Below are 26974 nucleotides of genomic sequence, written 5' to 3' on the forward strand. Positions count from 1 at the left end.
GGGCGCCGTCGTACTCGGTGACGATCCGGAGCTTGTACTCCGGGGAGAAGGTGCGGCGCTTGGGCTTGGGAGCCGGGTCGCCGCCGGGATTCCGGCTGGTCATGAAGGTGGTGCTCCTGTCGCCTCTCAGGCTACTGAGGTTTTCTTCGTGGTGTCGCTTGGTTGGATGTCATTTCCTGGGTCGGATGACGAGTCCGGTTTCGGCGAGGCATCCGTCGATGAGGTGGGGGCGTCGTTGGACGTGGCGGAGGCCGTGTTTGATCGTGCGGACCAGGTGGTCGGAGTCGGTGAACGCGACGTTCCCGGTGAAACCGCGACGAACCAGGGACCAGATCCCCTCCACCGGGTTCAGATCCGGCGCGTAACTCGGCAGTTGAACGATCGTCAGCCAGTCGTGGTCGGCGGTGTACTCCCGCAGCCCGGACGCGAGATGGGTGCTCAGGTTGTCCCAGACCAGAACGATCGGGCCTCCCAGCCGCCGATGGGCCCGGACCGCCAGGTCGCGGTAGTCCGTCCAGGCGAAGCTCCTGCGTTCCCCCTTGCGGCGCGTGTGCAGACGGGATCGATAGAGCAGACGGGGGCGTTCGCCCGGTTTGTAGCAGGCCAGGGCGGCGATCGAGACCCGACCGCGCGAGGCTCCCCGCACCCGCACCACCGGTGTTGCCCCGCGTCGTCCCCAGGTGCGCGCTCGCGGCGGCGTCATCGACATCCCGGCCTCGTCCTCGAAGACGATCCACGCGTCGAGCGCCGCCGCGGTGCTTCCACCGACGGCCACGTCTCCTTCACCCAGCCCCGAACGGCGTCCTCGTCCCGCTCCACCGCCCGCCGGACCGGCTGTTGACACGACCGGCCCGCCCGACGCAACACGTCCCACACCCCGTGAATCGAGTACGTCACCCCGAAACGCCGCCGGATCACCGCCTTCACCCGCACCAGGGTCCAGCGTTGATCCTCCCAACCGTGGGCCCTGGGACCCTTGTCCAACTCCCGTTCCAGAGCCGCCACCTGCGACGGATCCAGTTTGGGGAGCGACGCGGGCCCCGCCGATCGCAGACCCTCCGGCCCCGCCTCGCGCCAGGCCCGACGCCAACGCTCCACCGACCGACGCGCCACCCGTAACCCGGACGCGATCACCGCGTTGGAATCACCGCGCTCGAACCGCTCCGCGGCATCCAGACGCAACCGTTCCCGCTTCGCCCGTTCCTTCGAAGTCAGCCCACCACCCTGCGCATACCGCATTTCCACGGCATACCGCAGGGATCTTCAACCGTCCACGACACCACGAAGAAAACCTCAGTAACCCGGATCTATCGGGCGTCTCGCCACACACTGACAGAGAGGGGGGCGAGGCCCTCGGTGTGAGTGAGGCCGTCGACCGTCACAAGGTCCTCATCGCTGATGTTGCGTGCAAGGGCGGAGGTGAAGTCGATTCCGAGCTTTCTGACCGTGGTGGGCGCAAACCGGTAGGCGCGGTCCACGTCGTTCTCCGAGAGGCTGCTCTCATCCGTGTCGTCCCCGGCAGGTGTATGGGCTTCGCGCCCAGCCTGCGCCGCCGTGGAGGCAATACGGCGATCAATGTTGGACACCAGGGCCACGGCAGTGGAGTGGTTAAAGCCGGTCCCGGGGTGCCGTTCCGGTGCTGTAGCAGTGCCCTGCGTCCCTGCGGTGAAGCGCCGCTTCCAGCCGTGTCGCCACCGCGGCGACTGCCGTCGCGTCCCCGGCGGTGAAGCCGAGGACTGCGTCGCAGTAGGCGGCATAGGCCTGCGTGTCGTGGCGGGCTTCCTCCGCAGCGTCGGCCGCGTTGAACCGTTGCCGGGCGGTGGTGACGTGTTCACCGACCTTGTCCAACGACCGCGCGGACAGAGCAGATCGCAGGTGGTCGCAGCCGAGTTCTACGAAGGCATCCACGTCGCCGGCTTCGTCGCCGGCGAGCTGCGTGAGCAGAGTGCGCGCGGTCTCGGTGATGACCTGTTCGTCCTGGGACCAGCAGTCCGGGGCGAGACCGAGAATGCGCGGAAGACGCTCGAGGAAGTCCTCCGGGCCGTGCGTGTCCAGTTCTTCGAGGGTGCCCCACACCTTTATGGGGCTCACCATCTTGGAAACGGCGAGCCGGACTGCTCCCTCCAGCCGCGCGGCCGCCAGGAGCGGCACAGACTGGACTGCCTAGAAAAGGCCGGTCAGGAGAGCTCCGTTGAGGGGCTTGGCCAGGGCCTTCGCTGTGTTCGTACTGCCGAGCAGTGTCTCCAGAGCCGAGGTCAGGTGCAGGACGCTGAGCTGCCTGGCAAAGCCGACGGAGAACTGTGCCGCCGCCTGGTCCCATACGCGATCGTCGTCGTCGAAGGCATGGGTGATGCGCGGCGAGCACCGCGCCCGCGACGGTGATGAGCGCCAGTCGCGGCGCCCGGTAGCTATATCGCCCGTTGGGGTCGCACAGGCCGGTGAACAGCGCACCGAGGGCGACGCTGACGAAGCACTTCTCCTCGCCGAGTGCGCCCAGCACGATGAGGGGGACCATCATCACCAGCCGGACGGAGGCGCCCCGGCGCAGGTTCAAGCCCTCCCGGTTGATCGCGAACACGTCCGCCAGGCGGATCTCGGTCATCACGGAACACCTCCGGACGGTTCGATGACCGGCTCGGGCGACTCCCCGGAACTCCGGCGTGCAGCGCTCACGGGCGGACGGAGCCCCCTCTGCGAGCGTCTCCGCACCTTGGCCGGGCGCGACTTTCCCGGGTGGCGCGGGTGGTGCCGGACCGCCGAACGGGCGGTTTCGCCGCGCCATACCGAAAGAATCGCCGTATTTGTCGTATATCGCGCCTAGGGTGGGCGCAACGCGGCCGGAACGGGAAGAGCGGCCCCGTCCGGCCGGGAGACCGCATTGATGTCACGGGTATTCTCGAGCGTGCGGGTGCGGGTTGGCGTCATGGCGTCGGCGGTCGCGCTGACCGGCTCCCTGGCGGGCTGCGGTGCTCACCAGCAGCACACGCCGCCGCCGAGTGCCTGGCGCAAGGTCATGGCGATGACCGGCCCCAACGGCGAGATCTCCAAGGAGATGGCACTGGCGGCGTTCGCCACGGTGTACGGTCCACTGCCCGGGGTCGCACCGGTCTCCGGGGACCGCAACGAGTTGAGGTCGGGGTCGACCGCGTTGCGCTGGATCGCCGCCCACTGGCAGGAGATCACGCCGGAGCAGCGGGCGGCCGTGCGTGAGGCGACCGGGTTCGACGTGCTTCCGGGCGACACCGACGCCGGTGGCGCGAAGGGCTCGACCCGTCCTCTCGGGACGCCGGGGGTCTTTCCCGTGGATGCCTCCTGCCCGAAGGCGAATCCGGGCGACGCCGGTCTGCGCACCCAACTCGTCAACTGGTGGAACGTCCTCGCGCAGACCATGGGGCTGAAGACCGCTGTGCCGAACTTCGCGGCGTGCGTCTCGGCCAGAGAAGGGATCCATACCAACGCGTGGGCTACGGGCTGGGTCTCCCACGGCGTTCCGCAGTGTCAGATCACCTTCTTCCCGTCGTTCTTCAAGTCCGGGAACGACCGTGACGAAACGATGATCCACGAACTCACCCACTGCGCCGAGGGCGTGACAGTCGCGAACCCGGAGGCGTACCGCAGGATGCCGGACTGGGTGGCCGAGGGGCTCGCCGTCTGGGTGGCCGTCAAGACGCTCGGACACTACGGCAGCTCCACCCGGCTGTGGAATGCCTACCTCGGCGACACCAACACGGCGCTCGACCAGCAGTCCTACCAAGCCATGGGCTTCTGGTGGGAATTGGACTACCGCGGCATCGACGTGTTCAACCGCTTCATCCCAATCGTATCGGCCTCGGCCGACGCGGACGCCAGGCACGACGCCGCGGCCTTCAGCGCGGCCGTGGGTGCCAATGTCGACGACATCAGGACGAGCTGGCCGATCAGTTACACACGCGACGCCGCGCGCGGGGCCGCGTGGACCACCAAAGGCCTGAACATCACCGACGCCAAGGCGAATCTCGGCCCGCCGCGGGAGATCGGCAATGGGCAATCCGGCAGCATCACCTCGCAGCCGCTCGGTGTCGCCTTGACGGCATTGAACGTCACGGCGGAGGTCCTGGAGTTCGCACCGGGGGCGGGCGGCACCCCGTACGGCCGGTTCGGACCGGGCACCACCGGCGACTTCGTTTTTCCCCAGGCCCTGACGGAGGTGTTCTGCACGCTCGGATCGGCCTGCAACTGCCCCAACGACACAGCGAGGGCGGGCACCCGATTCCGGTCCATCGCCAAGGGGCGCGCCTACCTCGGCATCGCGGGGGGTGAATCCGCCGACTCCATCGGGTACACCGGTACCCGCCTCGACGTCTTCTGCGGTCCCCGGAAGGAGGCACCGCCCTTCGGCGGCCCGGGCGTCGGTCATGGGCCGTTCTCGCCCGCGCCCGCGCCGGGCTGTCAGCGGCCGAGCCCGCCACCGCCGCAGTCCCGCCCGGCCCCTGCGGGTACCGGGGGGCGGGCGGTTCCCCTTGCCCCGTGGACCCCGTTTTCGGCTCCGTTCCGTGAGGGCGAGAGCTGCGGCACCGGTGGCAGCAACGGCGACCCGCACCTGGTGACGTTCGACAATCTGCGCTACGACCTGCAGTCCGTCGGTGAGTTCACGCTGGCGCGGTCGCTGGACGACGGGCTGCTGGTGCAGGCCCGGCAGAAGGCGTACCCGGGCCTTGCCACGGTGAGCGTCAACAGCGCGCTGGCTGCCGATGTCGCGGGCGACCGGGTGGGGCTGTACCTGACGCCGCACCCGGAGGTGATCGAGACGCACCTGAACGGTGCCGTGATCACCCCGCCCGTCGGCGACACCCCGCTGCCGCACGGCGGGGTGCTGACGAAACTCGGCGAGGGCACCGGGACGCTGTACAGCGTCACGTGGCCTGACGGCAGACGCCTGCACGTCTCGACGGTCGGCGCGTTCGGCCTCAGGGCGGACGTGGTCGTGCCGTCGTCCCGGAAGGGCCGGATGGAGGGCCTGCTGGGGAACTTCGACGGCGACCCCGGCAACGACCTCGACCTCGGCGACGGGCGGACGCTGACGGTTCCCGCCGGACCCGCCGACCTGCACGGCGCGTACGCCGACCGGTGGCGTATCACGCAGGAAGCGTCGTTGTTCGACTACGGGCCGGGGGAGTCGACGGCGACGTTCACCGACCGCGCCTTCCCCAAGCCGGTTACGGCGCTGCCGGGACGCGACCAGGCCGAGGCGACGTGCCGGGCCTCGGGGGTGACGGACCCGCTGGTCGTCGGGGAGTGCGTCCTCGACGTGGCACTGACCGGGCGTCCCGAGTTCGCCGCCGCGGCCGCGGCGCAGGAGGCGTTCCGGACGGCCGTGCGGCGCACCGAGACCACGACCGACGGGACCCCGGTTCCGCCCGAGTGCCTCGCCGCCGAGGGCGACGTCTCCCGCGCCCTGTTCGACGTGAAGATCGGGGACACGATCGGGGCAGGCGGTGCCGTTCCCTGCGCCGGCGTCATGCCGACCGGCTCCTCGATGCACGAGCTGGTCTTCGTCGGCGAGGCCGGGCAGACGGTCACGCTCACCCACCTGCCGGGCGGCGACTGTCGCCTCCAATGGCGGCTCTACCAGGACTTCTATAACCCCGAGCAGCCTGTCCCGGTACCGCCGCTGCTGGGACCGGTCTCGGTCTGCCAGGACCTCGGCGCGGTCACGCTCCCGGGAAGCACGCTCTACGCGATCGTCGTCGAGAAGCCGGACCCGGCGGTCTCGGGAACGTACGGGTTCACGCTCACCGCAGGCCGGCCGATCATGTGACCGTCGCCTGTTCTGCTCGTTGTTCCCGTTATGGGACGGGGACAACGCGGCGATCTGTCGGACGCTGAATGGGAGCGGTTGCGGCCGTTCCTGCCGGTGAGCGACGGCCGGTGTGGGCGGTGGCGTGACCATCGAAAGGGGAATTCGCGACAGGTGGCGCGGCGCGCCTTCTGCGCGCACACCGGGGCACCACACGCACGCGCCCGGCCTCCGATGGAATCGCCGCCGAGGATCGACACCGACACCCGACGCCTGGGACGGCGCTCGCTCGCCGGATCATCGGCGCGCCGGTGGGACGTTGCACCCGGTGCCATTCCGCTCGCGTCCGTATTGGTCGGATTGGAGGGTGAACATGTCCGCGTAGCCTCCGCGCCGCGCCACGAGCCGTCCGTGGGTACCGTGTTCAGCGATGCGGCCCTTGTCGAGGACGTATATGTGGTCGGCGTGTTGGACCGAGGCGAGGCGGTGGGTGATCAGGACGGCGATGGTGCCGTCGGCGACGAGCTCGCGGATGCGGGTGAACGTCTCGATCTCCTTAGAGGTCCTAACAAATAATGAGTTTGGTGTGACTATCGGCTTGTTCGGTCGTTGGGCCTGGTGTGCGTAGAGGTGAGTCGCGTCCGTGGATCGTTTCAGACGAACTGTGGTCCCTGATCGAGTCGTTGCTGCCCGCACCTCCTCCGAAGTCGACGCGTGGGCGACCTCGGGTGCCGGATCGGCAGGCGTTGTGCGGGATCCTGTTCGTCCTGCACACGGGAATCCAGTGGGAGTTCCTGCCGCAGGAGTTGGGGTTCGGGTCGGGGATGACGTGTTGGCGTCGTCTCGCGGCCTGGAACGAGGCCGGCGTGTGGGATCGGCTGCACGCGATTCTCCTCGCGAGACTGCACGCGGCCGAACAGCTCGACCGGTCGCGGGCGGTGATCGACTCCAGCCACGTCCGGGCCGCCCGAAGGGGCCCAAAAGCGGTCCGAGCCCGGTCGATCGCGCGCGACCGGGCAGTAAGCACCACGTCCTGGTCGAGGGGCGGGGAATTCCACTCGCGGTGTCCCCGACCGGCGGAAACCGCAACGACGTCACCCAGGTTCTGCCCCTGCTCGCCATGGTGCCCCACGTCCGAGGGCGCGTCGGCCGGCCTCGCCACCGGCCCGACTCCCTCTACGGCGACCGCGGGTACGACCACGACAAATACCGCCGCCTCGTGTGGGCACGGGGCACCAAACCAATGATCGCCCGACGCGGACAACCCCACGGATCCGGCCTCGGACGCGTGCGCTGGGTCGTGGAGCGAACCATTTCGTGGCTGCACGGCTTCCGTCGCCTTCGCATTCGTTGGGAACGACGCGACGACATCCATGAAGCCTTCCTCGGCATCGCCGTCTGCCTCATCACCCACCGACACGTGAAACGCCTTTGTTAGGACCTCTTACAGCGACATCGTCTTCGGCCTCCTCACCCTGGCGGGGTACGCGTACGCCCCGCAACTGGCGGACCTGCCCGACCAGAGGATGTGGCGCGTCGACGCGCGAGCGGACAACGGACCGTTCCAACAGGTAGCCCGGGGGCGGGTGGACCCGGTGAGAATCGAGCGCCACTGGGACGACATCCTGCGGATCGTCGGCTCGATCCACACCGGCGCGGTGCGCACCCACGACGTCATCCGGATGCTCTCGCGCGACGGCTGGCCCACCCCGTTGGGCGACGCGATCGCGCACTACGGCCGGATCTCCAAGTCCCTGCACATCCTGCGGCTCGCGGACGAGCCCGGCTACCGGCGACAGATCAAGGCCCAGGCCAACCTTCAGGAGGGCCGGCACGCCCTCGCCCGGAAGATCTTCCACGGCAGGGCCGGACAGCTCTATCAGAACTACCAGGACGGGATGGAGGACCAGTTGGGGGCGCTGGGTCTGGTCCTGAACGCCTTGGTGCTGTTCAACACCCGCTACATGGACGCCGCCGTCAAACGATTGCGGGCCGACGGCTTCGACGTCCGGGACGCGGACGTGGCCCGTCTTTCCCCCTTCGCGCGTGACCATGTGAACATGCTCGGGCGGTACTCGTTCGCCCTGCCCGAACTCCCCGACGAGCTGCGGCCGTTGCGCGAGCCGAACGTCGACCGGGAATGACGGCCCGCCGGGACGCCGACGCCCGACGTGTGCCCCGTCACCGGGCGGGCCAGACTGTCCTGTCGCCGCGCCGAGGAGGTCTTCGAGGAGACGACCCGCCTCGTGGCCCGTCCTCCGGCCCGCCCCGGGCGGTGGGGGCACCTGCGGGACGGTGTCCCTGCGCCGGTGTCGACGCCGGCGCCCGACACGTCGCCGGACGGGGCGGTGTGTCGTTCACCCCTGGTCGATGCGTGGGCCGTTCTCCCCGGATACCCAGGTCCAGTGTTTGGCGTTGAAGGGGCGGGGCTTCCTGTAGTCCGAGGCGGCCATCTTCCGCATGGCCTCCCAGGCCGTCTTGGCCCGGGTCTGGTCCTTGGGGGTTTGGCCGTAGGCGTCGATCGCGGTCTGGAGGTCGGCGAGGAGGGTGTATTGGGTGGTTCCGACGATGCGGATCGCGTTCGCGTCGATGGCGTCCTTGGGGTCGTCGGCGCGGTTGCGGGGGCCTTCGAAGAGGTTGCCGGGCAGCCACATGTAGAACGTCCAGAAGGCGTCGAAGGCGTCGAGTCGCTTTCCGTCCGGGGCGTGGACGAGGGTGCCCCGCCACAGGCCCTCGGCCAGTTCGGCGCACTTGGCGACGTCCGTCGGATGGATGTCTCCGGGGGGTCTGATCATCGCCGTGTACTGCGCGGCGTGGGCCTGCATGTGTTTGAGGTAGAACCTGGCCGTCTCGGAGATGGTCGTGTTCGCGACGGTGTCGCGCCACAGCTTGGACAACGTCGTCTTGGAGACGACGTGGTGGTACATCATCGGGTAATTCCTTTGCTCCTTCAGGTCCTTGGCGGCGATGGCCCCGTAGGGCTGCCCCATGTCCGGCAGGGGGGCGAAGTTCCAGGCAGTGGCCTTGGGCATGGTGGAGGGCTCCCGTCGTTCGCGTCCGCCTCGCGCCCCGGTTCACGCCCGGGACGGGGCGGTCGAGCGGAGGAATACCCCCTGCGTGAGGATCGAGCGCCCGAACGGGGGGTTCCACTCGAATGCGGCGAGCAGGGGTTTCCCGGACCATCCCGCGGTCGCCCGCGCGGCGTTGGGGCGTTCGAGTGATTCCCCGACCATTCGGACCGACCGGATGGTTGATTCCGGTGGGATGCCTCCACGCTGTTGGGGAGCACACGCCCGACCGCGGGCGTCGCGTCGCGCGCGGCGGCTCACCCGTGTGTCCGCGCCCTCGCCCAGCGGTCCCGCCGCTTCGGCCCCGGCGCGACACGCCCATCCGAGGGAGAACCAGATGACGGCGACGAGGCAGGACCCGGACGAGGCGACGACGGTCGGGGCGGGAGAGATCCCCGCCCCGGCGTGGGGGGTGGACCTGGGCGAGGGGCGATGGGCGGTGGAGTGGGACGTGCCCGGGGCCGTGCGCTACGAACTCCACCGGGTGGAGGACGCTCCCGAGCGGGATCGCGAACGGACGCGAACGGTGGCGGAGGCGTCCGACCCCGGAGGGCTGACCTTCGCCGAGGACGGTACGCCGGGCGTCGGGCGGTACGTCGTCGTGGCGTTCGCGGACCAGGACGGCCTTCCCGTCGGTATCTCGGCGGTGGGCTTCGGGAGCCGGTCGGGCAAGGCCGACATCGCCGCGCAGTTGGGCAAGTGGCGTCAGTGGTCGAGCCTGTGCCCGCACAAGCCCGACGCCAAGACCAAGGTCGGATCCCCGCAGGTCGACACCGTCAAGGGCGTCAAACGCACCAAGCAGACGTACACCCTCACCAAGAACCCCGACATGGCGATCACGTTCAACCCGAACGCGAGCACCTGTTTCCCCGGGGCCATCGTCCAGGCCAGACCCGCCATCGAGCACGGCTACCTGGTCCCGGCACAGATCGAGGACGCCGACCGGGCGGACCTGGCGATCACCGTCGACCGGATGACGGGCAGGAAAGAGACGGTCTCACCACCCTCCGCGTCCAACGTGACCGCGGCCATCGCCAGAGTCGTCGGGGAGACCGAGGCGTCCCCGAACATCACCTACAACTCCAAGGCGGCGTACTCCAGCGCCGAGGTCGCCCTGGAACTGGGCGTGTCCGCCACCTACGGGGGATTCGCCGCCTCGCTGGACGTGGACGCCAAACGCAAGGAGACCAAGAACACCTTCATGGTGTTCCTGCGCGAGGTCGCCTTCACCGCTTTCTGCGATACGTCCACCCCCGAAGCCCTGTTCAAGGACGGCTTCACTCAGGACAAGATCACCCGGCTGGTCAACCTCGGGCACATGGGCCCCGACAACCCGCCGCTGCTGGTCAACAGCGTCGTCTACGGCCGCATCCTGATGTTCAGCATGACCTCCAAGTCGTCCGAGACCGAGATCAACGCCGCCCTGAACGCCAGCTACAGCGGCTTCGCCAACATGTCCGCCAGCGTCAAGGCCCACTTCAAGGAGGTCTTCACGAACTCCGAGATCAGCATCGTCGGCGTGTCCGTCGAACCCGAGATGATCAAGGAACTCCTTAGCGAGGGAACCCTCAAGGAGTACTTCTCCACCCACCAGAAACTCAAGACCTACGGACGCATCGGCTACACCCTCCAGACCCTCGACGGTACCCCCGCCAAGATGAGCGAGACCACCACCTACGACGCCGTCGTCTGGGGCGACGCCGGGAACGTCACCCTGGAGGTGACGGGATTCGCCGGCGCGGGGTTCGTCACGACGAAAGGCGTGTACGTCGTCCTGGACGGAACGAGGCTCGAACTGCCCGCCTCCAAGAGCCGGTCCTTCGACGAGGGCGGATCCGGGGAACCCTTCAAGATCACAAGAATCGAAATGGCCATCTCCAAGCCGATCAAGGTCGACTGCGCCCTCGGCCCCAAGGAACTCGGATGGTTCCACAACGGCCCGGTCACCGAAGGCCGCTACACCATCCCAAGCGGCGGCCCCAAAATGGAGCTCGTCTACACGGCCACCCAGGCGTAGCCGTGCGTCACATTCCGGTGGAGCAGGAAGTCGCGGACGCCGCGGGGGCCCGGACGGGCACCACGCCCGTGGATGGGCCAATCCTCCCGGCCCCGGGTCGAGCCGGGGTGTAATCGGGTGGTCCGTCTCGTCGCCCCGTCCTCCCGGAGCCCCGTATGCGCCCCACCTCGTTCGCCGGCGCCGCCCTGAGCGCGGCCCTGTTGGTCCTGGCCCTCCCCGTCCCGGCCCACGCCGCGGCCGGGACGTTCTCGGTGCAACCCCTCGGCAACCTCGGCAGCGGCGGGCCAGCCGTCGAGGACCCGCAGCCCGGGACCTGTTACGACATGGCGCCGGGAGAGTTCGCCACCGCGACCAACGACACCGACGCCGTCGCGCACACCTTCCCCGCCGCCGGGTGCCGGGGAGGCGCGACCGACATCGCCGCGGGAGCGGTGGGAGGTCTCGGGATCTACGGGAGCGTGCGCTTCGACTCCTGACCCCGCCCGCCGCACCACGGGCCCGAGGCGGTGTGACGCCCGGGGCCCGCAGCATCGCCGGGTGTGTTCCGGTTCCCGCCCGTACGGGACTCGACGTCGTCCGACCTCGGGACCGTCACCTCCCGGCCGCCGCCGAAGCGGACCGTGTGGGGCGGGTGCCCGAGCCCGGGGCACCGCGACGGAGACGTCCCCGTCACCGCCGGCTGTCGCCCGGAGCCAGCAGGCCCGTGAGTTCGGCGATGGCCTTCGGGGACGGTTTGAAGTAGCGGCGCACGTTCTCCGGCTTCCTGTGCCGGGACTTGGCCATCAGCATCAGCAGACTCGCCCCCGCCTCGCCCAGATGCGTCAGGCTCGAATGACGATACTCGTGCAGGTCCCACCCCGTACCCGGCCCGCGCACCGCGGTGTGCGCGTCCAGGACCGCACGCGCCTGGCCGTACGACAGCCGGGCCAACCCCGTGTCCGGCCACACGTCGCGCGGCCCGACGACCTTCCCCGGACCGGGGCGGCGATGGGCGACGAACACCGGCCCCCGCGTCCGGCCCTTCAGCAGACGTGGCAGCAGGCGGGCGGTGCCGGCGTCCCAGTAGACGGTCTCCAGCACGAAGTCCTCGCGGGCCTGTCCCCGGCGACGGGCCTTGGCTCGGGCGCCCTTGGCCTTGACCAGGCACCGGCGCCCGGCGAGGTCCAGGTCCTCGATGTTCAGGCTCAGGATCTCCTCCGACCGCCCCGCCGTCTCGTAGAGCATCCGGTACAGCGTCTTCTCCCGCAGGTGCACCTCCCGGCGGGCGATCAACCGGTCGACGGCCATCCGCGAACGGGCCGGGGTCTCGGAGTCCGGCACCGTCAACCGCTTCGCCCAGGCCGGGACCGCCGGGACCTCGTGCCCGCGCTCGCGGCACCAGCCCAACCACGACAACACCGACGCCCGCCGAGCGTTCCAGGTGTTCACCGCAGCGGTGCCCCACAGCAGTTCGAGGGCTTCGCCGACCTCGTCGTCCGCGACCGACACGAGCGGCCGGCCCTCACCGAGCCGCTCCACGGTCTTGCCCACCCCGATCCCGTAGTTGCGGGCCGTGTTCGGGTTGGCGATCGAGTCGAGGAAGGCGTCGGCCGACACCCGGACCGCGAGCACCTTCCCGGTCGGCAGCAGCACGACGTTGGGCACCGGTTCCCCTTTGTCACAGATAACGGGGTCGCTTCATGTAGCGACCCGAACTCGTTACCGCAGGTGGCGAATCCACTTCCCATAGATAATGGGGCGTTATCTGCGGCAAGACTTCACGGACCGTCCGGCTCGCCTGCGCTCGAACCCGCCACCAGCCCGGTCGAGGGGTTAGCGCCAGTCTTCGTTCGGATGTTCCTCAACCCCCGGATCCCCGGCGACCGTCCCGGGCGCGAGCCTGGCGAACACACCGGTGGCGACTGGTGAACGTCTCGGCCGAGTCGACCGGGCGGGACGCGCGTCCGAGGTCGGCAGGCTTCTCCCGGGGGCGGCGGGATTACTCCCGGGTTCCTCCCTCGGGTACCCGTCGCGAGAGCCGGTTCATCGGCTCGGGTTCCGCACCGCTGCCGGGCCGGGTGACGCGTCCGTGGACTGGGGCGCACGGGTGGGGTGAAGGAATGCGGCAACGAGGTGTGTTCGCGGGGCGGGCGCCGTGCCACGGCGTGGCCGGACGCGCGACCTCTTCCATCCGAAGGGTTGGTTCTGTCGTGGTCGTGGAACCGGCGGGGAAGAACGCGCGGCGCCGACGAGACGGCGAGGTCCGTGCGTGTCGCCAGGATCGACTTCGATCCGATTCCCGACCGGAGGTCACCCCGTGGGCAGTTTCAAGAATCCCGATATCGAGGTCGTCGCCAAGGGGCTCGGCAAAACCGGGCGTGTCGCCGTGAGGGACGACGGGACGGTCGCCTACGTAACGGCGTTGGACCAGTCGTCCCAGGAGGGAGTCATCTGGGAGGTCGACCTTCGCGGCGGATCCGTCCCCAAGGTCGCAGCCCGCCTGCCCGAGGAGGTCCGCAGCATCACACTGGACGCGGGAAGCGGCGCCTTCGTGACCACCGCCCGCGAGTCGTCGCTCTGGAATCACACGCTCCGCAAGGTCGACCTCCTCCGTGGAAGTCACGCGAAAACCCGCTGGCAGGAAGCATACACATGGAACACGGCGATGAGTCCACAAAAGGACGCATTGTTTGTGCAGAGGCACGCGACAAAAGGATCCGATGAAAACCTGGTGTACAAACTCGACGCCGGCGGGGACGAACAGAAGAAATTGATTCTTGCGGGCGACGGTTTCTGTTTCGGCCTGGCAGTGGGCCAGAAATACGCGTACCTCGCGATTCTCAACAGCGTCAGGAAGGTCGACATCGAAACGGGCAGCAAGATCAATGGGGAAACGCTTACCTGGAAGAACCTCGGGCTGGCCCTCGACGGGCACGAAACCGTCTACCTGATCACCGACACCGGGGACGTCATCAAGATCACGGACGTGAAAATCGGAGGGCAGGTTCTCGTCGCGAACGGGTTCACGGGCGGCAGCGACGTCGCGTCGGACGGCGCGTACCTGTACGTCGCCCAGACCTCCGGCACCCTCTCACGCTTCCTGGTCGCCCCCCAGTTCCTGCCCCCGGTCGTCAAGGAACCCCACGACGGGGCGAAGACCGACCTGCGCCAACCGATCCGCGGCACCGTCCAGGCCGGAGTGGACAAGGTCACCGTCACCGACAACGGCACACCGATCGGCACGGCGCAGTTGAACGGCACCTCCTGGACGTTCCGACCGGACCCGCAATGGACCGCGGGCGAGCACACGATCCGGATCGTGGCCCATACGGGGACGCAATCGCTCGGGCGGGCGAACGTGCGCTTCACCGCCGAGGATCCGGCCGGCAAGGACGAGACCGCGCTGACCATTGCCCAACGCGGCCAGACCCGAGCCCTGCCCGGCCGGACCGGCGAACTGGTCCTGGAACTCACCGCCCCCGCCGATACCAAGGTCTCCCCCGGCAGGATCGACCAGACGTTCACCGCCCCGACCGGATTCACCTTCACCCCCACACCCCGCTACGCCTACCCCACCACCCACGGCGACCTCGCGTTCCGGCTCGACAACGGCAACAGGACGCTGGTCGTGACGGGCGACCCGCACCTCAACACCGGTGCCGACGACAAGAGCCCCCTCGTCTACACCCTCCCGGTCAAGGCCGACGCCTCGGCCCCGCCCGGAACACACACCGACGGCAAAGCCGTCGTCGGCCGCCACCCCGCCCTCCCCGTCACCGCGACCGTCCTGGATCCCGCCGCCCAGGTCACGACCCTCGTCCTGACCGCCGGGGACGGAGGCAAGGCCGCCGCCGGCCAAACCTTTCCCACCCTGCGGGTCACCGCCCGCGACGCGGCCGGTGAACCCGTGCCGGGCGTGGTCGTCCACTTCGCGGTCACCGGCACCGGCGACTCCGCCTTCCCCGACGGCCGGACCTGCGACGCGACCACGGGCCCCGACGGCGTCGCCACCGCCCCGGCCCTGACGGCCGGGAAAACCGCCGCCCCCTTCACCGTCCAGGTCACCACGCCGGGCGGCACGGCCTCCAACACCTTCCACCTGGAAGTCACCGGCGCGCACAAACCGGTCAACTCGATCGGCTCGGTCGGAGGCGATCACTTCTCGGCCAGGAGGAACACCGACTTCGCCGACCCCCTCACCGTCGTCGCCCGAGACAAGGACGGCAACGCCGTTCAAGGAGCGACCATCCGCTTCACGATCCAGGACACCGGCACGACCCGCCCCACCTTCAAGGGCGGCGTTTCCTCGTGTGACGGCGTCACCGACGCCCAGGGGAAGGCGACCGCCGCCCCTCTCGCCGCAGGCCCCGAGGCGGGCGGCTTCAGCGTCCGCGTCACCGCACTCACAGGCAGCGGTGTCGCCACCTTCACCATGACCGTCACCGCATAGCCGGTCGACGGGGCGGACCGAAGGATGTATCCGAAAGTTCGCGCAAGTCCGTGATGCGGAGGGTGGGCAGGGGTGCCTCCCGGAGCCCCTGCCCATCCGGAGAGGACAGGTCGGCGCGTCGCGGATCAGTGGCCGCCTCGGCGGCCGGCGCCCGCGACCGACCCGTCCGCCCTTGGCGGATCCGCGGCCTCAGTCGGAACCCTCACCGAGGGTGTCGGGGGCGGGCAGGGCCCCGAGCGGGGACGGCCCCGGCCGGCGGCGCAGCAGCGTGTTCTCGTGGTAGAGGTTCGCGGTGACCGACGCGAGCGCGTCCAACTTGCCGTGCAGGGTGGTGACGTCGGCCCGGGCGGTGCGCAACGCCCGCTTGAGCGTGGCGATCTCCTCGTCGCGGCGGACCTCGCCCGGGGTGCGCAGGACGGGGCGGGCGACGGCGGCGTCCCAGTCGGCCAGGACGGTCGCGGCGCGGTGGACGGTGGCGTGGCTCACCCCGGCCTCGCGGGCGAGGTTCTCCTTGGTGAGCGCGCCGTCGGTGTGTTCGGGGGTGCCGGCGAGCAGGCGTTGCATGGCGGCGCGCAGGCGGGTCTCGGTGGTCGCGGACACGGGCATCAGGGGTTGTCGCCGTTCTCGTCGATGCGGGTGAGGGCGTCGGTGACCTGTTCGACGTCCGCCGGGCGGGCGCGCAGTGCCGCGCGCCGCGGTGGGGCGAGGCGTGTGGTGCGGAGCATGGCGGCCAGGTCGTCGCGTTCGGAGAGCCACACGGGCGCGTGCGCGGTGGTGACGGCGGAGTTGCGGCAGCGCGCGGGGTGGCAGGCGCCGATCACCGGGCCGGTGCCGCGTTCGGTTTCGGGCAGGGGTTTGTGGCATTCGGCCTGTTCGGGGTCGAAGAGGCAGTGGTTGAGGGTGCCCCAGTGCAGGTTCGGGAACTCGGCGCGCAACAGCCGGGCGACGGTGTGCTGGTCCGCGACGTGGCCGCGCAGGGCCCCGCCGGGTGGGGCGGGCGGGGCGTCGAGGAGGGCGTCGACACGGTCCAGGCCCTGGTGGAGGCGGTCGGCTCCGGGGCCGACCGCGACGGGGACACCACCGGTGCGGGCGGTGAGGAGTTCGGTCAGGTGGGCGGCCGCGGCGTCGGCGAGGTCGTCGTCGAACTCGCGGGCCCACGCCGGGTCCGGTTGGGCGTATCCGTCGGTGGTGCGGTTGGCCAGGGCGCGGCGGGCGGCGTGTTTGAGTTGCAGGCCCAGGGCGATCTCGGCGTCGGGTTCGCGGGCGGCGAGCATGCTCATGGTGCGGCGGAACATGTGCGGCCGCACCGTCGAGACCGGGACGGGTTGGAGGCCGGTGCGGTGGGCGGTGGCGTTGACGTGGGCGATGAAGGTGTCGAGCGCCTGTTGGGCGTTGATGCCGCGGCGGCCGTTGCGCGCCTGCTCGCAGGTGGGTGGTTCGAGGGTGGCGAAGATGTGGGTGGGGTGCCAGGACAGGCGCTCGGCCACGGCGATCGCGCGGGCGACGGGTTCGATCACCCACCAGGTGTCCCGGTGGTGGTCCGGGTCGTTCTTGAGGCGACGCGAGCGCACCGCCGGGGAGCCGTGGTGGACGGTCATGGCGTCGCGTTCGATCTCCTGGAGTTCGCTGTCGCGTATCAGTGTCGTCGCGGCGGTGAAGATCCATGCGGCGGCGGGCAGTATCCGCAGTTCGTCGTCGAGGCGGCGGGCGGTGAGCGTGGTGTGCCAGGGGTCGCAGGTGCCGTCGGGCCGGTCGACGGGGGTGAAGTGGCCGCTGTCGAGGGGGAGATCGCGGGCGGTGCCCCGGGCGTCGATGCCGACGGTGCGGCCGGTCGCGACGACCTTTTCCACCATCGTGCGACGGTGTCTGCGCTCGGGGGATGTCGGGAAGCCGTGGGCGCCCTCGCCCCAGATCAGGGCGCTCAACGCCTTCCACGCGGGTGTCCCGGCCGCTCCCAGGTGGTTGTCGGCGTCCCGGACCGGCACGCGGTGCGCGGGATCCGCGAGCCAGGCCCGCAGCGATTCGTCCGATGGCGTGCGTGCGCCGACGGCCGCTCTGTTGAGGTGGGGCGCCTCGGTGCGGCCTCCGGCGGCGACGGCGTCGAGGACCATGCGCCTGCGGCGCGCGACGGCGGGTCTCGCGCCCATGAACAGGCCGGCACCGCGACCGTCGGTCACCGCGAGGCTGATGCGATGCCACACCGGGGCCCGGTCGGGAGCGACCCCGGCGCGGACGGGGATGACGGTTTCGGGGTCGGCCAGCCACGCGCGCAACGCGGCGTCCGTCCCCGCGGCGCCGGCGGGCCCGCCCCCGAGGGACGGGGCGTCGGGGGCCAGGGCGTCGCGCAGGTCGAGCAGGTCGTCGGAGAACACGTCGATCCACGTCCAGGCGGCGCGCACCAGCGGCCACCAGGTGGCCGGGGCGATCGCCGACGTGGACACCCCGGCGGTCCGCGTCCCCTCGGCCACCTCGAGCGCGCACCGCCCCGGCCACGGGTCCTCCCCGAGACCGCCCTGGCTCAACACCGGAGCCAGGACGTGGAGTTCGCGGATCGTGGAGACGTGATTGGCCACGGTGGTGGCCCCCAGACCGGGGCGCAGCCCGGCCAGATACGTCTCCCACAACCCGCTTTCCCACGCGCGCAGATCCGGAGGCAGTGCGCGGGCGGCGGCCCAGCGCGCGAGCACGGCCAGGTGCAGGGCGCGCTGTCGGGCGGTGGTGAGGGTGGCGGGGCGCGCCGGCCGGAACACGCCCGCGTCGCGCAGGACACGGTGGGTGGGGTTGAGCAGGCAGAACACCACCTCGCGGGCGCGCAGGTTCCACACCGCGTCCGTGGTGGGGAAGTCGATCCGCCAGCTCGCCCGCACGCGGTTGCTCGGGCGGCGCAGGCATGGCCGCGCCACGCCTCGACCGTGCCGAACACGGGCGCGGCGACGCCGGGAAGGAAGTCGTGGCCGGGACCGAACACCGGCTCGTCGTCGCGAAAGCGCGCCGACACGGCCCTCGCCCCGTCGGGGGCGGTGGTCATCGGTCGTACTCCGTGCGCATGCCCAGCGGCAGGTCCAGGCGCGTTCCCGCTGCGGCGGCCTCCTCGCGGGCGGCGGGCAGCAGGTCCGCGCACTCCCGGAACAGCTCCTCCAGGGCCGCGGCCTGGGCACCCCACACCGCCTGCCAGTGCGCGGGTGCCAGCACGGCGCGCATGCGTTCGATGTGGTCGGCCATCAGGACCAGCCGCGGCAGCTGTGCGGTGAACACGACGGCGTTGCGGCACAGCAGACACATCGCCGGCGCCACGTGGCACAGGCTCCGCCCCGGCGCGAACGGGGAGTCGTAGGGGTCGCGGCAGTGGGTCAGGCCCATGTCCAGGTCCCCGACGCGCATCGTCGTCGCCTGGGCGGGGCTCATCCCCAGCGCGGCGGACACCCGCGCGTCGGCGAGATGATCGACGGCGTCGCCGTCCAGGAACGTCGGGGCGCGCACGGCGCGGGCGAACATGCGTTCCTGCGCGGTGGTGATCGCGCGACCGGCCAGGACGTGCGCGGTGGTGCCGTGCGCGTAGTGGCCGCGGAAGACCTCCACGTGATGATCGTCCCCGGCCAGGTCGGTGAGGGTGCCGCCCAGGGCGACGACCTTCGCGGTCTTGGCCGTCTTGCGCAGGCGGCGGATGTCGTGCGGCAACGACACGTTCAGCGGCCCGCCGTCGGCGTCGCGGCCGCCGGCGATCCACGCCCCGAACGTCCTGCGGCGATCGCCGAACCGGGCCGGGCCCGCACGGACCGCATCGGGCCGTCCTCGGGGGAGGTGGGCGACGGCGAACAGCCACCGACAGTCGGGGTGCGCGGCACGCACGGGTTCGGTGAGGTCCACCAACCGGCGCAGCAACCCGGCCGTGTCCCACCGCCCCCGGCTCGGATGCCACCGCACCCGCACCCGCCCGGCACGGGCCTTGGTCGCGCTCACCCGCACCCCGCCGTCACCGAACTCCACATCCGACACCCGCAGATCGAGGAGCTCCTCCGGGGCGCATCCCGTCGTCAACAGCAACAGGACCCGAAACGCCTGCAGTTCCTCGTCCCGGGCGAAGACCGCGTCCGACGCCGCCCGCACAAGCGTGGCCGCCGCCGCACGCCGGGGACGCGCGTAGGGCCCCCCGGACGGGTCGAGGGCGATCCGCAAGGACTCCGGCCATCGCGCCTGCGCCCCCGACCCCAGACCCTCGCACAACGCGTCGACCGACAGCGTGCCCTCGCGCGCGGCCCACAGCAGGTTCGCGAAATCGCCCCACCCGTGACGGTACGGATCCCGCCCACCCTCGCCCGCGGGTCGCGCCGCCGCCAGACGCGCCTCCGCGGCCCGCACGCCCGCCCGGGCGGCGTCCTGCAGCGCCAGGCGCTCCGCGTTCGTGAACTCGTCCAACGGCGTCGCCCGCACCCGGGCGAACAACGCCGGGGCGCGGGTGCGCGCCACCAACTTCTCCGGCATCGCCGCGTCCCACAGCGCCCGCCGCCCCAGCAGCGTCAACACACCGTTCGCCTTGACGGCCGGCTGGTCCGACGAGGGCCGATACCGCGCCCGCAGGTCCGACTCCCACGCGAACAGCAACTCCGTCACATCCACCGGGCCGCCGTCCAATCGCACCGACGCCGCGTCGCCGCCCTCCAGCACCACACGCGCGTCGACGAAACGCAGGAAGTCGCGCACCGCCCGCATCATCGACACCGGAACCGACGTCGGCGCACCGTCCGCGTACGCCACCACCTCGTCCGCGAGCTGGGCCGCCAGCACACCACAGCGATACGCCGCGGGATCGAGGCGACTGTGCCGCCGCACGTCGCGGACCGTGTACGAGACCACCCGCACCCCCACCCGCGACGACCGCTCCACGGGCGGCACCGGCGCGGGCTGCGGCGCGGCGCGCACGCGTTGCCCCCGGCGCGGCATCAGCCGGCCGCCACGTCGAGCGTGAATCGCGCCTGGTCGGCCCACGGTGTGCCCGCGTCCGCCCATTCCTCCAACGCCCGCGCCACGATCGCCTCCGTCTGCTCGAGGTAGTACAGGTACCGGTAGGTCGTCGCCGGGCTGCGATGTCCCAGCAGTCGCTGCACGATCAACAACGGGTTGCGCGCCACATGTCCGGCCGCATAGGCCGAGCCTCCCGCGCGGCGCTCGTTCTCCTCCCGGACCACGAGCCGGGTGAGGATCGCGAGCATGAACACCGCGTACGTGTGGCGCAGATCGTGGATCCGAAGCCTGACGGGCATCACCACACCCGCCCGATCCGCGAACGATCGCGCCCGACAGGCGGCGGCCGTGAAGACCTGCTCCCAGCGGGACTTGCCGGGCATCACGCCCCGCGCGCCGACGAACAACGCCATCGGCTCCAGGCCTCGACCGCGGTCGATCACCGTCAACCGGCGCAACGGCGCGGGCATCGCCTCGATCGCGAACGCCCGCCGCCGGCCGAGGAATCGACCACCCAGTCGCATCCGGGCCTCGTCGACGGTGTCGACCACGAACAACTCGCCGACCCGACGCGCCAGCAGCCGGGCCGAGGCCGCCACGGCCCTCGCGCGCTCGGTCCGCCGGTACAGATCGATCGCCCGCAGCACCTCGTGGCGGACGACCACGTCGCGGGCGATGCCGTATTTCGCGACGGCCTGCAAGCGCACCCGCGCACCGCAGGCGTCCGGACGTGGAGGGCCGACCTCGACGTCGAGCAGGCAGGTGAACTCGCGCAACCGCATCCCCGTGGTGACCGCGAGCTCGCCTGCCGCCATGTCCCGCAACCGGTTCCGCCCGCGAAACGCGGGATCCGGGCCACCGTCCGGCAACGACCCACCCAACCCGACCAGGTGCAGCAACCGCCACTGCGCGTGGGAGAGATGCCGCACGTCGAGGTGGTTGACCGGACCGCCCCACGACAGGCAGTCACGGCCGTTGCGGCGCGCGAAGTACGGCTTCGCGGACAGCGATCCCGACGCGACCGCCCAGGTGTGCGCCGCAGACGAGGCTTCGGACCGCGAGCCGCACCGGGCGCCGCAGGAATTCGCGCACGCGCGAGAGGTTCTTCCGCTGCATCGTGCCTCTCCGATCGTGGGACGCCCCGCCCTGTTGCGGGGCTTCTCGGCTCCCATCAGGCCGGAGGAGGAATCGGTCCGGGACGCGGGCGGACCTGGGCGGCGGGAACGACGGCCGACGACCGGCCGCGATGTCGATGGTCCGGTCGGTCCGGGTCGGTCCGATCCGGACCGGACGACTCGAGGGGATGCGGGCACCTGATGACCGGGGAATCGAGAAGCGCGCTCTCACGATGGGTCCGGGAACTGGACGAGCTGTGGAAGGACTGCCCGGACAAGACGATGCTGCTCAGGCATGCCCGTGTTCCCAAGCAATGGTGGTCGGAGTGGCGACGGGGCGGGACTTCCCGAAGTCTTTCGACGACGTCGGCCGTGCGATCGCGGTGATTCAGCTTCACATGAAGCGAACCCGTCGGGATTACCGGGCCAAGCCTCTCGGTGTCTGGCGGAGGCTCTGGGAGGCGGCCGACGAGGAACGCCGCTCGAACTGTGACGGGCAGCAGCCTCTGCCCGTCACGGTTCCGCGGGCCGGAGTGGAGCCGGTACCCGAGGAGTTCGTCGCTCGGCCCGGGGTCCACGAGCGCATCGTGGCGGCCCTCGGCGCGGCCGGCGCAGACAGGGGACCGGGATCGGCGCGGGGCCGGTGGTGCTGGTCGGGATGGGTGGAGCGGGCAAATCGACGCTGGCCCGCGCGGTCGCCGGTGACCCGCGGATCGAGCAGCGGTTCCGGGACGGAGTGTTGTGGTTCTCGGCCGGCGACCGGTCCGCGGACGCCTGCCGCACGGCGCTGTCGACCGCGATGGGATCACCGACCGCGGGCACCGATTCGGAGGCGGGAATCGCAGCGATACGCGGCAGACTGCGATCCCTCAACGGTCTGGTCGTCGTCGACAACGTCACTGCGAGTGCCCAGGTGCGGGCGATGGACGTGTTCGGCCCGGCCTGCGCCATGCTGATCACCACGCGGGACCTGCAGGTCGTCGCGCACGGCCAGGTCCCGATTCGGGTCGACCCGCTGGACTCGCGGGCGGCGCGGGAGGTGTTGGGCTCGTACGCGCGGGTGCCGCCAGGGGAGTTGTCGCCGGAGGCGGGCGAGGTGGCCGAGCACTGCGGTGGGCTTCCGTTGGCGCTGGCGATCTGCGGTGCGCTGGCCGGTGAGGGCTACGGATGGGACCGGCTCCTGCGGGCCCGGGCCCGGCCCCGTCCTGCGGCGTTGGTGAAGCAACTGCCGGACTACGAACATCCGTCCGTTCCGGCGGCGATAGCGGCGAGCACCGGAGCGCTGACCGAGGCGACCCGCGCCTGCTACGAGGATCTGGCGGTGTTCGCCGACCGTGGCCCGGTCCCGGTCGAGGTCGCGGAACTGATGTGGCGGCATCGCGGTCTGGGCGACGTCGACACCGCGACCACGGTCGAACTGCTCGCACGCCGATGCCTGTTGACGTTTCGAGCCGAGACGGAAACGTTCGTCCTGCACGACCTGCTGCAGGACTACACACGGGACAGGGTCCGCGGGCGCCGGCCCGCCTTGCACGAACGACTCGCGACGGCGTTCCTCGACCGGTGGGGCGGACTCGACGCCGGACTGCCGGGCCTTGTCGCGGTCGCAGGCCTCGACCGGCGGGACCGCTACGGTGTGACCCATGTGGCCGGGCATGGAGACCGCCTCCGCGCGTACGCTCGCGCAGCCGGGCGAGCAGGTCGCCGACCAATGCCGCGCGGCCGTGGAAGAGTTCCACGTCGTCGGTGGTGAAGGCGGGCATCCCGGGGTAGGGGTCGCGGTCGGCGGTGGGCGCGCCTCCGAGTGCCGGTCCGAGGAATTCCCGCTGCTCCGAAAGCCGGTCGAGTTGCCGAACGGTGAGGTCGACGGACCGGGCGTTGACGTTGAGCGTGTCGGCGTGCCACGCGACGACGCTTCCGCCGCTGGCCGACAGGGTCGGCCCGCCGGGCCGGAACCCCTCGACCGACCCTTCGGTCGGTGCGTCGAGGGACGGGCTGGGGCGCGCCGGTCCGATCAGCCCTGGGTCGGAGCCGGCGGCGGAGGGTTCACGGTGTGGTGCACCTCGCCGTGGAACACGCCCGCCGCGATTGCCTGGTCCTTGGCGTGAATGCCGCCGGTGACCGCCACGCCGCCGGCACCCGCGACAGGCCCGACGACTACGCCGGGGGAGATCGTCAGGGTGCTCAACAGCGTCCGCAAGTCGGCGAGAGCCGCCTGGCGGTCCGCCTCGTCCATCGCCTCGAAACGGGCTTCGAAGCGACCCTGCCACAGCGCTTCCTGACGCAACCGTTCGGTGCCGTTGGTGTCGCTAGTGGCCGCGAGCGCCGTATCGGTCCGCACGAGCCGTTCCAGCACGTCCTGCTCGCGGCCTGCGTCGCCGCGTCCGAACCAGCTGGCTACGGCCTGTCGAAACGAAGTCCACGCATCGGTACCGGCGGCCTGCACGACAGCGGTGCCACCCGCCGCAGCCAGCACGGTGATCGTCTCCTCCAACATGCCCACCCCCAGGTCGATCCGTCGCCCGGCCGCACATGGGTGCGTGCCGGCACTCTGACCGTAGCGCCACCGGAACGAGGCGGCACGCGTTTGTCGGTAACACGCCCATATCGGGAGGCGAGTTCGGGCACGAGAACGTACACGTCGCGGACGACCGGCGCGACCGCTTGCGTCGTCTCGGCTGGGTTGTCCGGGTGTGGTGCTCCGACCTGGGGTGCGGCACGGTTCGGGGATGGTGGCCTGTGTCGTGCGACCTGGCGCTTCGGCGTCTGGTGCCGGGCGTGTTCCTCGGTGGAGGGCGGTTGACCTGCAGTGCGGCAGGTTTTGAGAAGGCCGCGCGGCGTGATTGAGAATTCCCTGTGGTGGGTGGTGTGTTCGTTGATCGGGGCCGGTTTCGGTGGCCGTCCGCATCATTGCCTCGCTCCTCTTGTGGTGGCGGTGTGTGGATGGGCATGCTCGTGGCGTCATCACCGTGCGGGGAGGGGGCGGCCGTGGCCGATACCGAGGCACGCGAACAGTCGACCGTGGGCCTGGCGTTGGACGCGCCCGAGTCGCGTCTGCCCTTGAACCCGTCCGGGGTGGAGCCGTTGCCGGACCTGTCCGACCGCGAAGGCCCCGTGCCGTTCGCGTTCCGGTTCCTCGTCCCGGTCACCGGCACCGGCGGCATCCTGCCCGCCGACGTCGGCTACGACGAGGACGCGCAGACCGGCGTGTACGAGGACCTCCCGCCCGGCGTCTACATGACGAAGAACCCGCCCAAGACCTACGGCCCCACCCAGCCGTCGGGCCAGATGGACGCCCCCGACGACCCCGGCACCAGTGACGATTGAACCCGGCAACCCACCCACACCCCCACCGCCACCCACGGCGCCGCCCCCGCCTCCGCCGCTGCGCCGTGAGGGCCATGTGCTGGTCCTGTCGGGTCGTTTCGATCCGACGGCGGACCTGGTGGTGGAGGAGTTGAACCGGCGCGCGGTGCCGGTCTTCCGGGCGGATCTTGCCGAGTTCCCGGTGGAGTTGTCCTTGGCTGCTTCGTTCGACGGCGTGGCCTGGACGGGGTCGTTGCGCAGCGACCGTCGGGAGCTGGATCTCGGCGCGGTGCGTTCGGTGTACTACCGTCGTCCGACTCGGCCGCGTTTCCCCGCCGGCATGTCGCCTCCGGCGCGGCGGGTCGCGGAGCGCGAGGCCCGCCTGGGCTTCGGCGGGCTCCTGGCCGCGTTGCCGTGCCGGTGGTTGCCACCTCCGGGCCCGGCGGCGGATGCCGAGTACAAGCCGCTCCAGCTGCGCGTGGCGGCCGAGTGCGGCCTTGCGGTCCCGCGCACGCTGATCACGAACGACCTCGCCGCGGCGCGGGCGTTCGCGGCCGACGTCGCGGGCCCGGTGGTGTACAAGCCCTTTGGTCCGGTCCGAGGCGTCCTGGACGGCGAGTCGGTGGCGGTGTACGCAAGCGTCGTCGACCCCACCGAGTTGGACGACCCGGCGATCACCACCACCGCGCACCTGTTCCAGGAAGCGGTCCCCAAGGCGTACGAGTGTCGGCTCACGGTGGTGGCGGGCAGGGTGTTCGCGGCCGAGATCCACGCGGGCTCCGACGCGGCCCGGGTGGACTGGCGGCGCGACTACGACAGCCTCACCTACAAGATCTGCGACCCGCCCCCGCCCGTGACCCGCGGCGTCCTGGCGATGCTCGACACCCTCGGCCTGCCCTACGGCGCGTTCGACTTCGTGATCACCCCGGTCGGCGAGTGGGTGATGCTGGAGGTGAATCCGTCGGGACAATACGGGTTCGTGGAACAGGCCACCGGCTTGCCGATCAAGGCGGCGATCGCCGACTACCTCGAAGGAGTCACGTGAAGGTCCTCGGCGACGAGCAGGCGCTGATCGGCGCGCGGGTGCGTCTGGTGGAGCGGATCGCCGCCGGTGACGTGGTGCTGTCGTCGCGGATCGCCGAGGCGTTCCTCAACGTCCCCCGGCATGTGTTCACCCCGGTGTTCTATCGCCGCGAGAGCGGCGACCGCTTCGTCCCGTGGCGCGCCGATGACGTCGACAGCGCCGACGGCGCCGACGGGACCTGGTGGGACGCGGTGTATTCGGGGGAGTCGTTGATCACCGAGGTCGACGGCGTCCACGCGGAACACGCCCCGCCCGGCGGCGTGTTCGGGGTGCCGACGTCGTCTTCGACGGCGCCGGATCTGATGGCCGACATGCTCGACGCCCTCGACCCCGCTCCGGGCGCCCGTGTGCTGGAGATCGGTACCGGCAGCGGCTACAACACCGCCCTGCTCTCCCGGCTCGTCGGGGCCGAAAACGTGACCACGGTCGACCACACCCCGCACCTGGTCGACACCGCCCGCGAACGCCTGAGGACCGCCGGCTTCGCTCCCGACGTCGCCTTGACCGACGGCGTCCGGGGCTGGGCCCCGAACGCCCCGTACGACCGGCTGATCGCGACCGCCTCGGTCCCGCACGTCCCCGACGCGTGGCTCGAACAATGCGCGCCGGGCGCGGTGTTGGTGGTCCCGCTCAAGGGCACCCTCGCGGGCGGGTCGATCGCCTGGCTGAAGAAACTCCCCGACGGCACCGCCGCGGGCCGCCTCATGCACACCCCCGCCGCCTTCATGCCCCTCCTCCCCGACACCGACGTCACCGAAGGCCGCCCCCGGCCCGCCCGCCCGGTGGCCGGCCATGCCGCGGACGAGACCCGCACCTCGGCGCTGACCCCCAGGGTCCTGGACGACTGGACGTTCTCCTTCTTCGCCCAACTCCACCTCGAACCCCACACCACCCGCACCTTCACCCACACCGACGGCCGCCACACCACCATCCTGCGCACCCCCGACAGCCACGCGACCACCGTGACCGAGACCGAGCGCGGAGCCGAGGTCGCGTGGAGCGGCGGGCGTGACCTGTGGGCGCCGATCGAGCGAGCGCGCCGGTTGTGGCTGGACCTGAATCGGCCGCGCCGCGAGTGGTTCACCATCGAGGTGGCGCCGGCCGGCCAACACATCCGCCTCGCCGCCCCCGACGGGCACACGTACGCCTGGACCCTGTGAACGAGCTACGGGGCCGGCATCGTTTCGGGGCCACCCGGTCGCGGGCGCCGCGCTACG

The 26974-nt window shown here is 70.9% G+C and carries 20 protein-coding genes and 1 pseudogene; 10 read left to right on the forward strand and 11 right to left on the reverse strand.

Annotated features, from left to right (window positions below; all coding sequences use genetic code 11):
• Nucleotides 1–169: 169 nt before the first annotated feature.
• From ABZ374_RS22200 to ABZ374_RS22215, 4 genes are all read right to left on the reverse strand, one after another.
• Complete coding sequence (locus tag ABZ374_RS22200; RefSeq protein ID WP_360313668.1) at nt 170–703, reverse strand: transposase; 534 nt, start codon at nt 701–703, stop codon at nt 170–172.
• Nucleotides 700–1239, reverse strand: a complete 540-nt coding sequence (locus tag ABZ374_RS22205; RefSeq protein WP_360313612.1) for a winged helix-turn-helix domain-containing protein — start codon at nt 1237–1239, stop codon at nt 700–702. The genes ABZ374_RS22200 and ABZ374_RS22205 overlap by 4 nt, the downstream gene beginning before the upstream one ends.
• A gap of 68 nt (nt 1240–1307) precedes the next feature.
• Entirely contained in the window at nt 1308–1586 is a 279-nt protein-coding gene (locus ABZ374_RS22210; RefSeq protein WP_360313614.1) for a hypothetical protein, read from the reverse strand.
• 22 nt (nt 1587–1608) lie between these two features.
• A complete protein-coding gene (locus ABZ374_RS22215) occupies nt 1609–2151 on the reverse strand; it encodes a hypothetical protein (RefSeq protein WP_360313616.1) in 543 nt (180 codons plus the stop codon).
• A gap of 772 nt (nt 2152–2923) precedes the next feature.
• On the opposite strand from ABZ374_RS22215, the gene ABZ374_RS22220 reads away from it, so the two are divergent.
• The 3 genes and pseudogenes from ABZ374_RS22220 to ABZ374_RS22230 form a co-directional block, all read left to right on the forward strand.
• Entirely contained in the window at nt 2924–5797 is a 2874-nt protein-coding gene (locus tag ABZ374_RS22220) for a VWD domain-containing protein (protein ID WP_360313618.1), read from the forward strand.
• 599 nt (nt 5798–6396) lie between these two features.
• Nucleotides 6397–7214, forward strand: a protein-coding gene (locus ABZ374_RS22225; protein ID WP_360313620.1) for an IS5 family transposase whose coding sequence is annotated in 2 segments (ribosomal slippage) — nt 6397–6726 and nt 6729–7214 — 816 coding nt in all. Because the reading frame shifts where the segments join, the coding sequence is not laid out codon by codon here.
• A gap of 4 nt (nt 7215–7218) precedes the next feature.
• Nucleotides 7219–7920, forward strand: a pseudogene (locus ABZ374_RS22230) (Tn3 family transposase); the annotation flags it as partial.
• Nucleotides 7921–8133: 213 nt separating this feature from the next.
• Here the strand turns inward: ABZ374_RS22230 and ABZ374_RS22235 are convergent.
• Nucleotides 8134–8808 carry a hypothetical protein gene (locus ABZ374_RS22235; RefSeq protein WP_360313622.1) on the reverse strand — a complete coding sequence of 225 codons (675 nt, stop codon included), beginning with the start codon at nt 8806–8808 and terminating at the stop codon, nt 8134–8136.
• A gap of 373 nt (nt 8809–9181) precedes the next feature.
• Between ABZ374_RS22235 and ABZ374_RS22240 the strand changes: the two genes are divergently transcribed.
• Both ABZ374_RS22240 and ABZ374_RS22245 read left to right on the forward strand, forming a co-directional pair.
• Nucleotides 9182–10861 (forward strand): thiol-activated cytolysin family protein, encoded by a 1680-nt coding sequence (locus tag ABZ374_RS22240; RefSeq protein ID WP_360313624.1) that lies wholly within the window; start codon nt 9182–9184, stop codon nt 10859–10861.
• Nucleotides 10862–11016: 155 nt separating this feature from the next.
• Nucleotides 11017–11337, forward strand: coding sequence for a hypothetical protein (locus ABZ374_RS22245; protein WP_360313626.1), 321 nt, complete (start codon nt 11017–11019; stop codon nt 11335–11337).
• A gap of 193 nt (nt 11338–11530) precedes the next feature.
• On the opposite strand, the gene ABZ374_RS22250 is transcribed toward ABZ374_RS22245, so the two are convergent.
• On the reverse strand, nt 11531–12505 hold the full coding sequence (locus ABZ374_RS22250; protein ID WP_360313628.1) for a site-specific integrase: 975 nt from the start codon (nt 12503–12505) through the stop codon (nt 11531–11533).
• Nucleotides 12506–13571: 1066 nt separating this feature from the next.
• On the opposite strand from ABZ374_RS22250, the gene ABZ374_RS22255 reads away from it, so the two are divergent.
• Nucleotides 13572–15290, forward strand: coding sequence for a hypothetical protein (locus ABZ374_RS22255; RefSeq protein ID WP_360313630.1), 1719 nt, complete (start codon nt 13572–13574; stop codon nt 15288–15290).
• 189 nt (nt 15291–15479) lie between these two features.
• Here ABZ374_RS22255 and ABZ374_RS22260 read toward each other — a convergent pair whose 3' ends face one another.
• The 4 genes from ABZ374_RS22260 to ABZ374_RS22275 all read right to left on the reverse strand — a co-directional run bounded on the left by ABZ374_RS22260 (nt 15480) and on the right by ABZ374_RS22275 (nt 21181).
• Nucleotides 15480–15896 (reverse strand): hypothetical protein, encoded by a 417-nt coding sequence (locus ABZ374_RS22260; RefSeq protein ID WP_360313632.1) that lies wholly within the window; start codon nt 15894–15896, stop codon nt 15480–15482.
• Nucleotides 15896–18193 carry a hypothetical protein gene (locus ABZ374_RS22265; protein WP_360313634.1) on the reverse strand — a complete coding sequence of 766 codons (2298 nt, stop codon included), beginning with the start codon at nt 18191–18193 and terminating at the stop codon, nt 15896–15898. Before ABZ374_RS22265 ends, ABZ374_RS22260 begins: the two co-directional genes overlap by 1 nt.
• A 121-nt stretch (nt 18194–18314) precedes the next feature.
• Nucleotides 18315–20210, reverse strand: a complete 1896-nt coding sequence (locus tag ABZ374_RS22270) for a hypothetical protein (protein ID WP_360313636.1) — start codon at nt 20208–20210, stop codon at nt 18315–18317.
• A 20-nt stretch (nt 20211–20230) separates the two neighbouring features.
• On the reverse strand, nt 20231–21181 hold the full coding sequence (locus ABZ374_RS22275) for a hypothetical protein (RefSeq protein ID WP_360313638.1): 951 nt from the start codon (nt 21179–21181) through the stop codon (nt 20231–20233).
• Nucleotides 21182–22010: 829 nt separating this feature from the next.
• Between ABZ374_RS22275 and ABZ374_RS22280 the strand changes: the two genes are divergently transcribed.
• On the forward strand, nt 22011–23120 hold the full coding sequence (locus ABZ374_RS22280) for an NB-ARC domain-containing protein (RefSeq protein WP_360313640.1): 1110 nt from the start codon (nt 22011–22013) through the stop codon (nt 23118–23120).
• A 261-nt stretch (nt 23121–23381) separates the two neighbouring features.
• On the opposite strand, the gene ABZ374_RS22285 is transcribed toward ABZ374_RS22280, so the two are convergent.
• Entirely contained in the window at nt 23382–23864 is a 483-nt protein-coding gene (locus ABZ374_RS22285) for a hypothetical protein (protein WP_360313642.1), read from the reverse strand.
• 491 nt (nt 23865–24355) lie between these two features.
• Between ABZ374_RS22285 and ABZ374_RS22290 the strand changes: the two genes are divergently transcribed.
• From ABZ374_RS22290 to ABZ374_RS22300, 3 genes are read left to right on the forward strand one after another with little or no spacing between them, the layout of a single operon-like run.
• Nucleotides 24356–24694: a hypothetical protein gene (locus ABZ374_RS22290; RefSeq protein WP_360313644.1), complete on the forward strand. Its 339-nt coding sequence runs from the start codon at nt 24356–24358 to the stop codon at nt 24692–24694.
• The gene (gene tgmB, locus ABZ374_RS22295; protein ID WP_360313646.1) at nt 24684–25718 is read left to right on the forward strand and encodes an ATP-grasp ribosomal peptide maturase; all 1035 of its coding nucleotides are present in this window, start codon (nt 24684–24686) and stop codon (nt 25716–25718) included. Before ABZ374_RS22290 ends, tgmB begins: the two co-directional genes overlap by 11 nt.
• Complete coding sequence (locus ABZ374_RS22300) at nt 25715–26917, forward strand: methyltransferase domain-containing protein (RefSeq protein ID WP_360313648.1); 1203 nt, start codon at nt 25715–25717, stop codon at nt 26915–26917. The genes tgmB and ABZ374_RS22300 overlap by 4 nt, the downstream gene beginning before the upstream one ends.
• Nucleotides 26918–26974 lie beyond the last annotated feature (57 nt).

Source organism: Embleya sp. NPDC005971 (assembly GCF_040629175.1).
Taxonomy (GTDB): Bacteria; Actinomycetota; Actinomycetes; order Streptomycetales; family Streptomycetaceae; genus Embleya.

Bases quoted from the DNA above. Each gene is read 5' to 3' on its own strand.
- ABZ374_RS22240 (WP_360313624.1), top strand. From the start codon at position 9,182: ATGACGGCGACGAGGCAGGACCCGGACGAGGCGACGACGGTCGGGGCG.
- ABZ374_RS22285 (WP_360313642.1), bottom strand. From the start codon at position 23,864: ATGTTGGAGGAGACGATCACCGTGCTGGCTGCGGCGGGTGGCACCGCT.
- ABZ374_RS22200 (WP_360313668.1), bottom strand. From the start codon at position 703: ATGACGCCGCCGCGAGCGCGCACCTGGGGACGACGCGGGGCAACACCG.
- ABZ374_RS22245 (WP_360313626.1), top strand. From the start codon at position 11,017: ATGCGCCCCACCTCGTTCGCCGGCGCCGCCCTGAGCGCGGCCCTGTTG.
- ABZ374_RS22235 (WP_360313622.1), bottom strand. From the start codon at position 8,808: ATGCCCAAGGCCACTGCCTGGAACTTCGCCCCCCTGCCGGACATGGGG.
- ABZ374_RS22260 (WP_360313632.1), bottom strand. From the start codon at position 15,896: ATGCCCGTGTCCGCGACCACCGAGACCCGCCTGCGCGCCGCCATGCAA.
- ABZ374_RS22220 (WP_360313618.1), top strand. From the start codon at position 2,924: ATGGCGTCGGCGGTCGCGCTGACCGGCTCCCTGGCGGGCTGCGGTGCT.
- ABZ374_RS22205 (WP_360313612.1), bottom strand. From the start codon at position 1,239: ATGCGGTATGCGCAGGGTGGTGGGCTGACTTCGAAGGAACGGGCGAAG.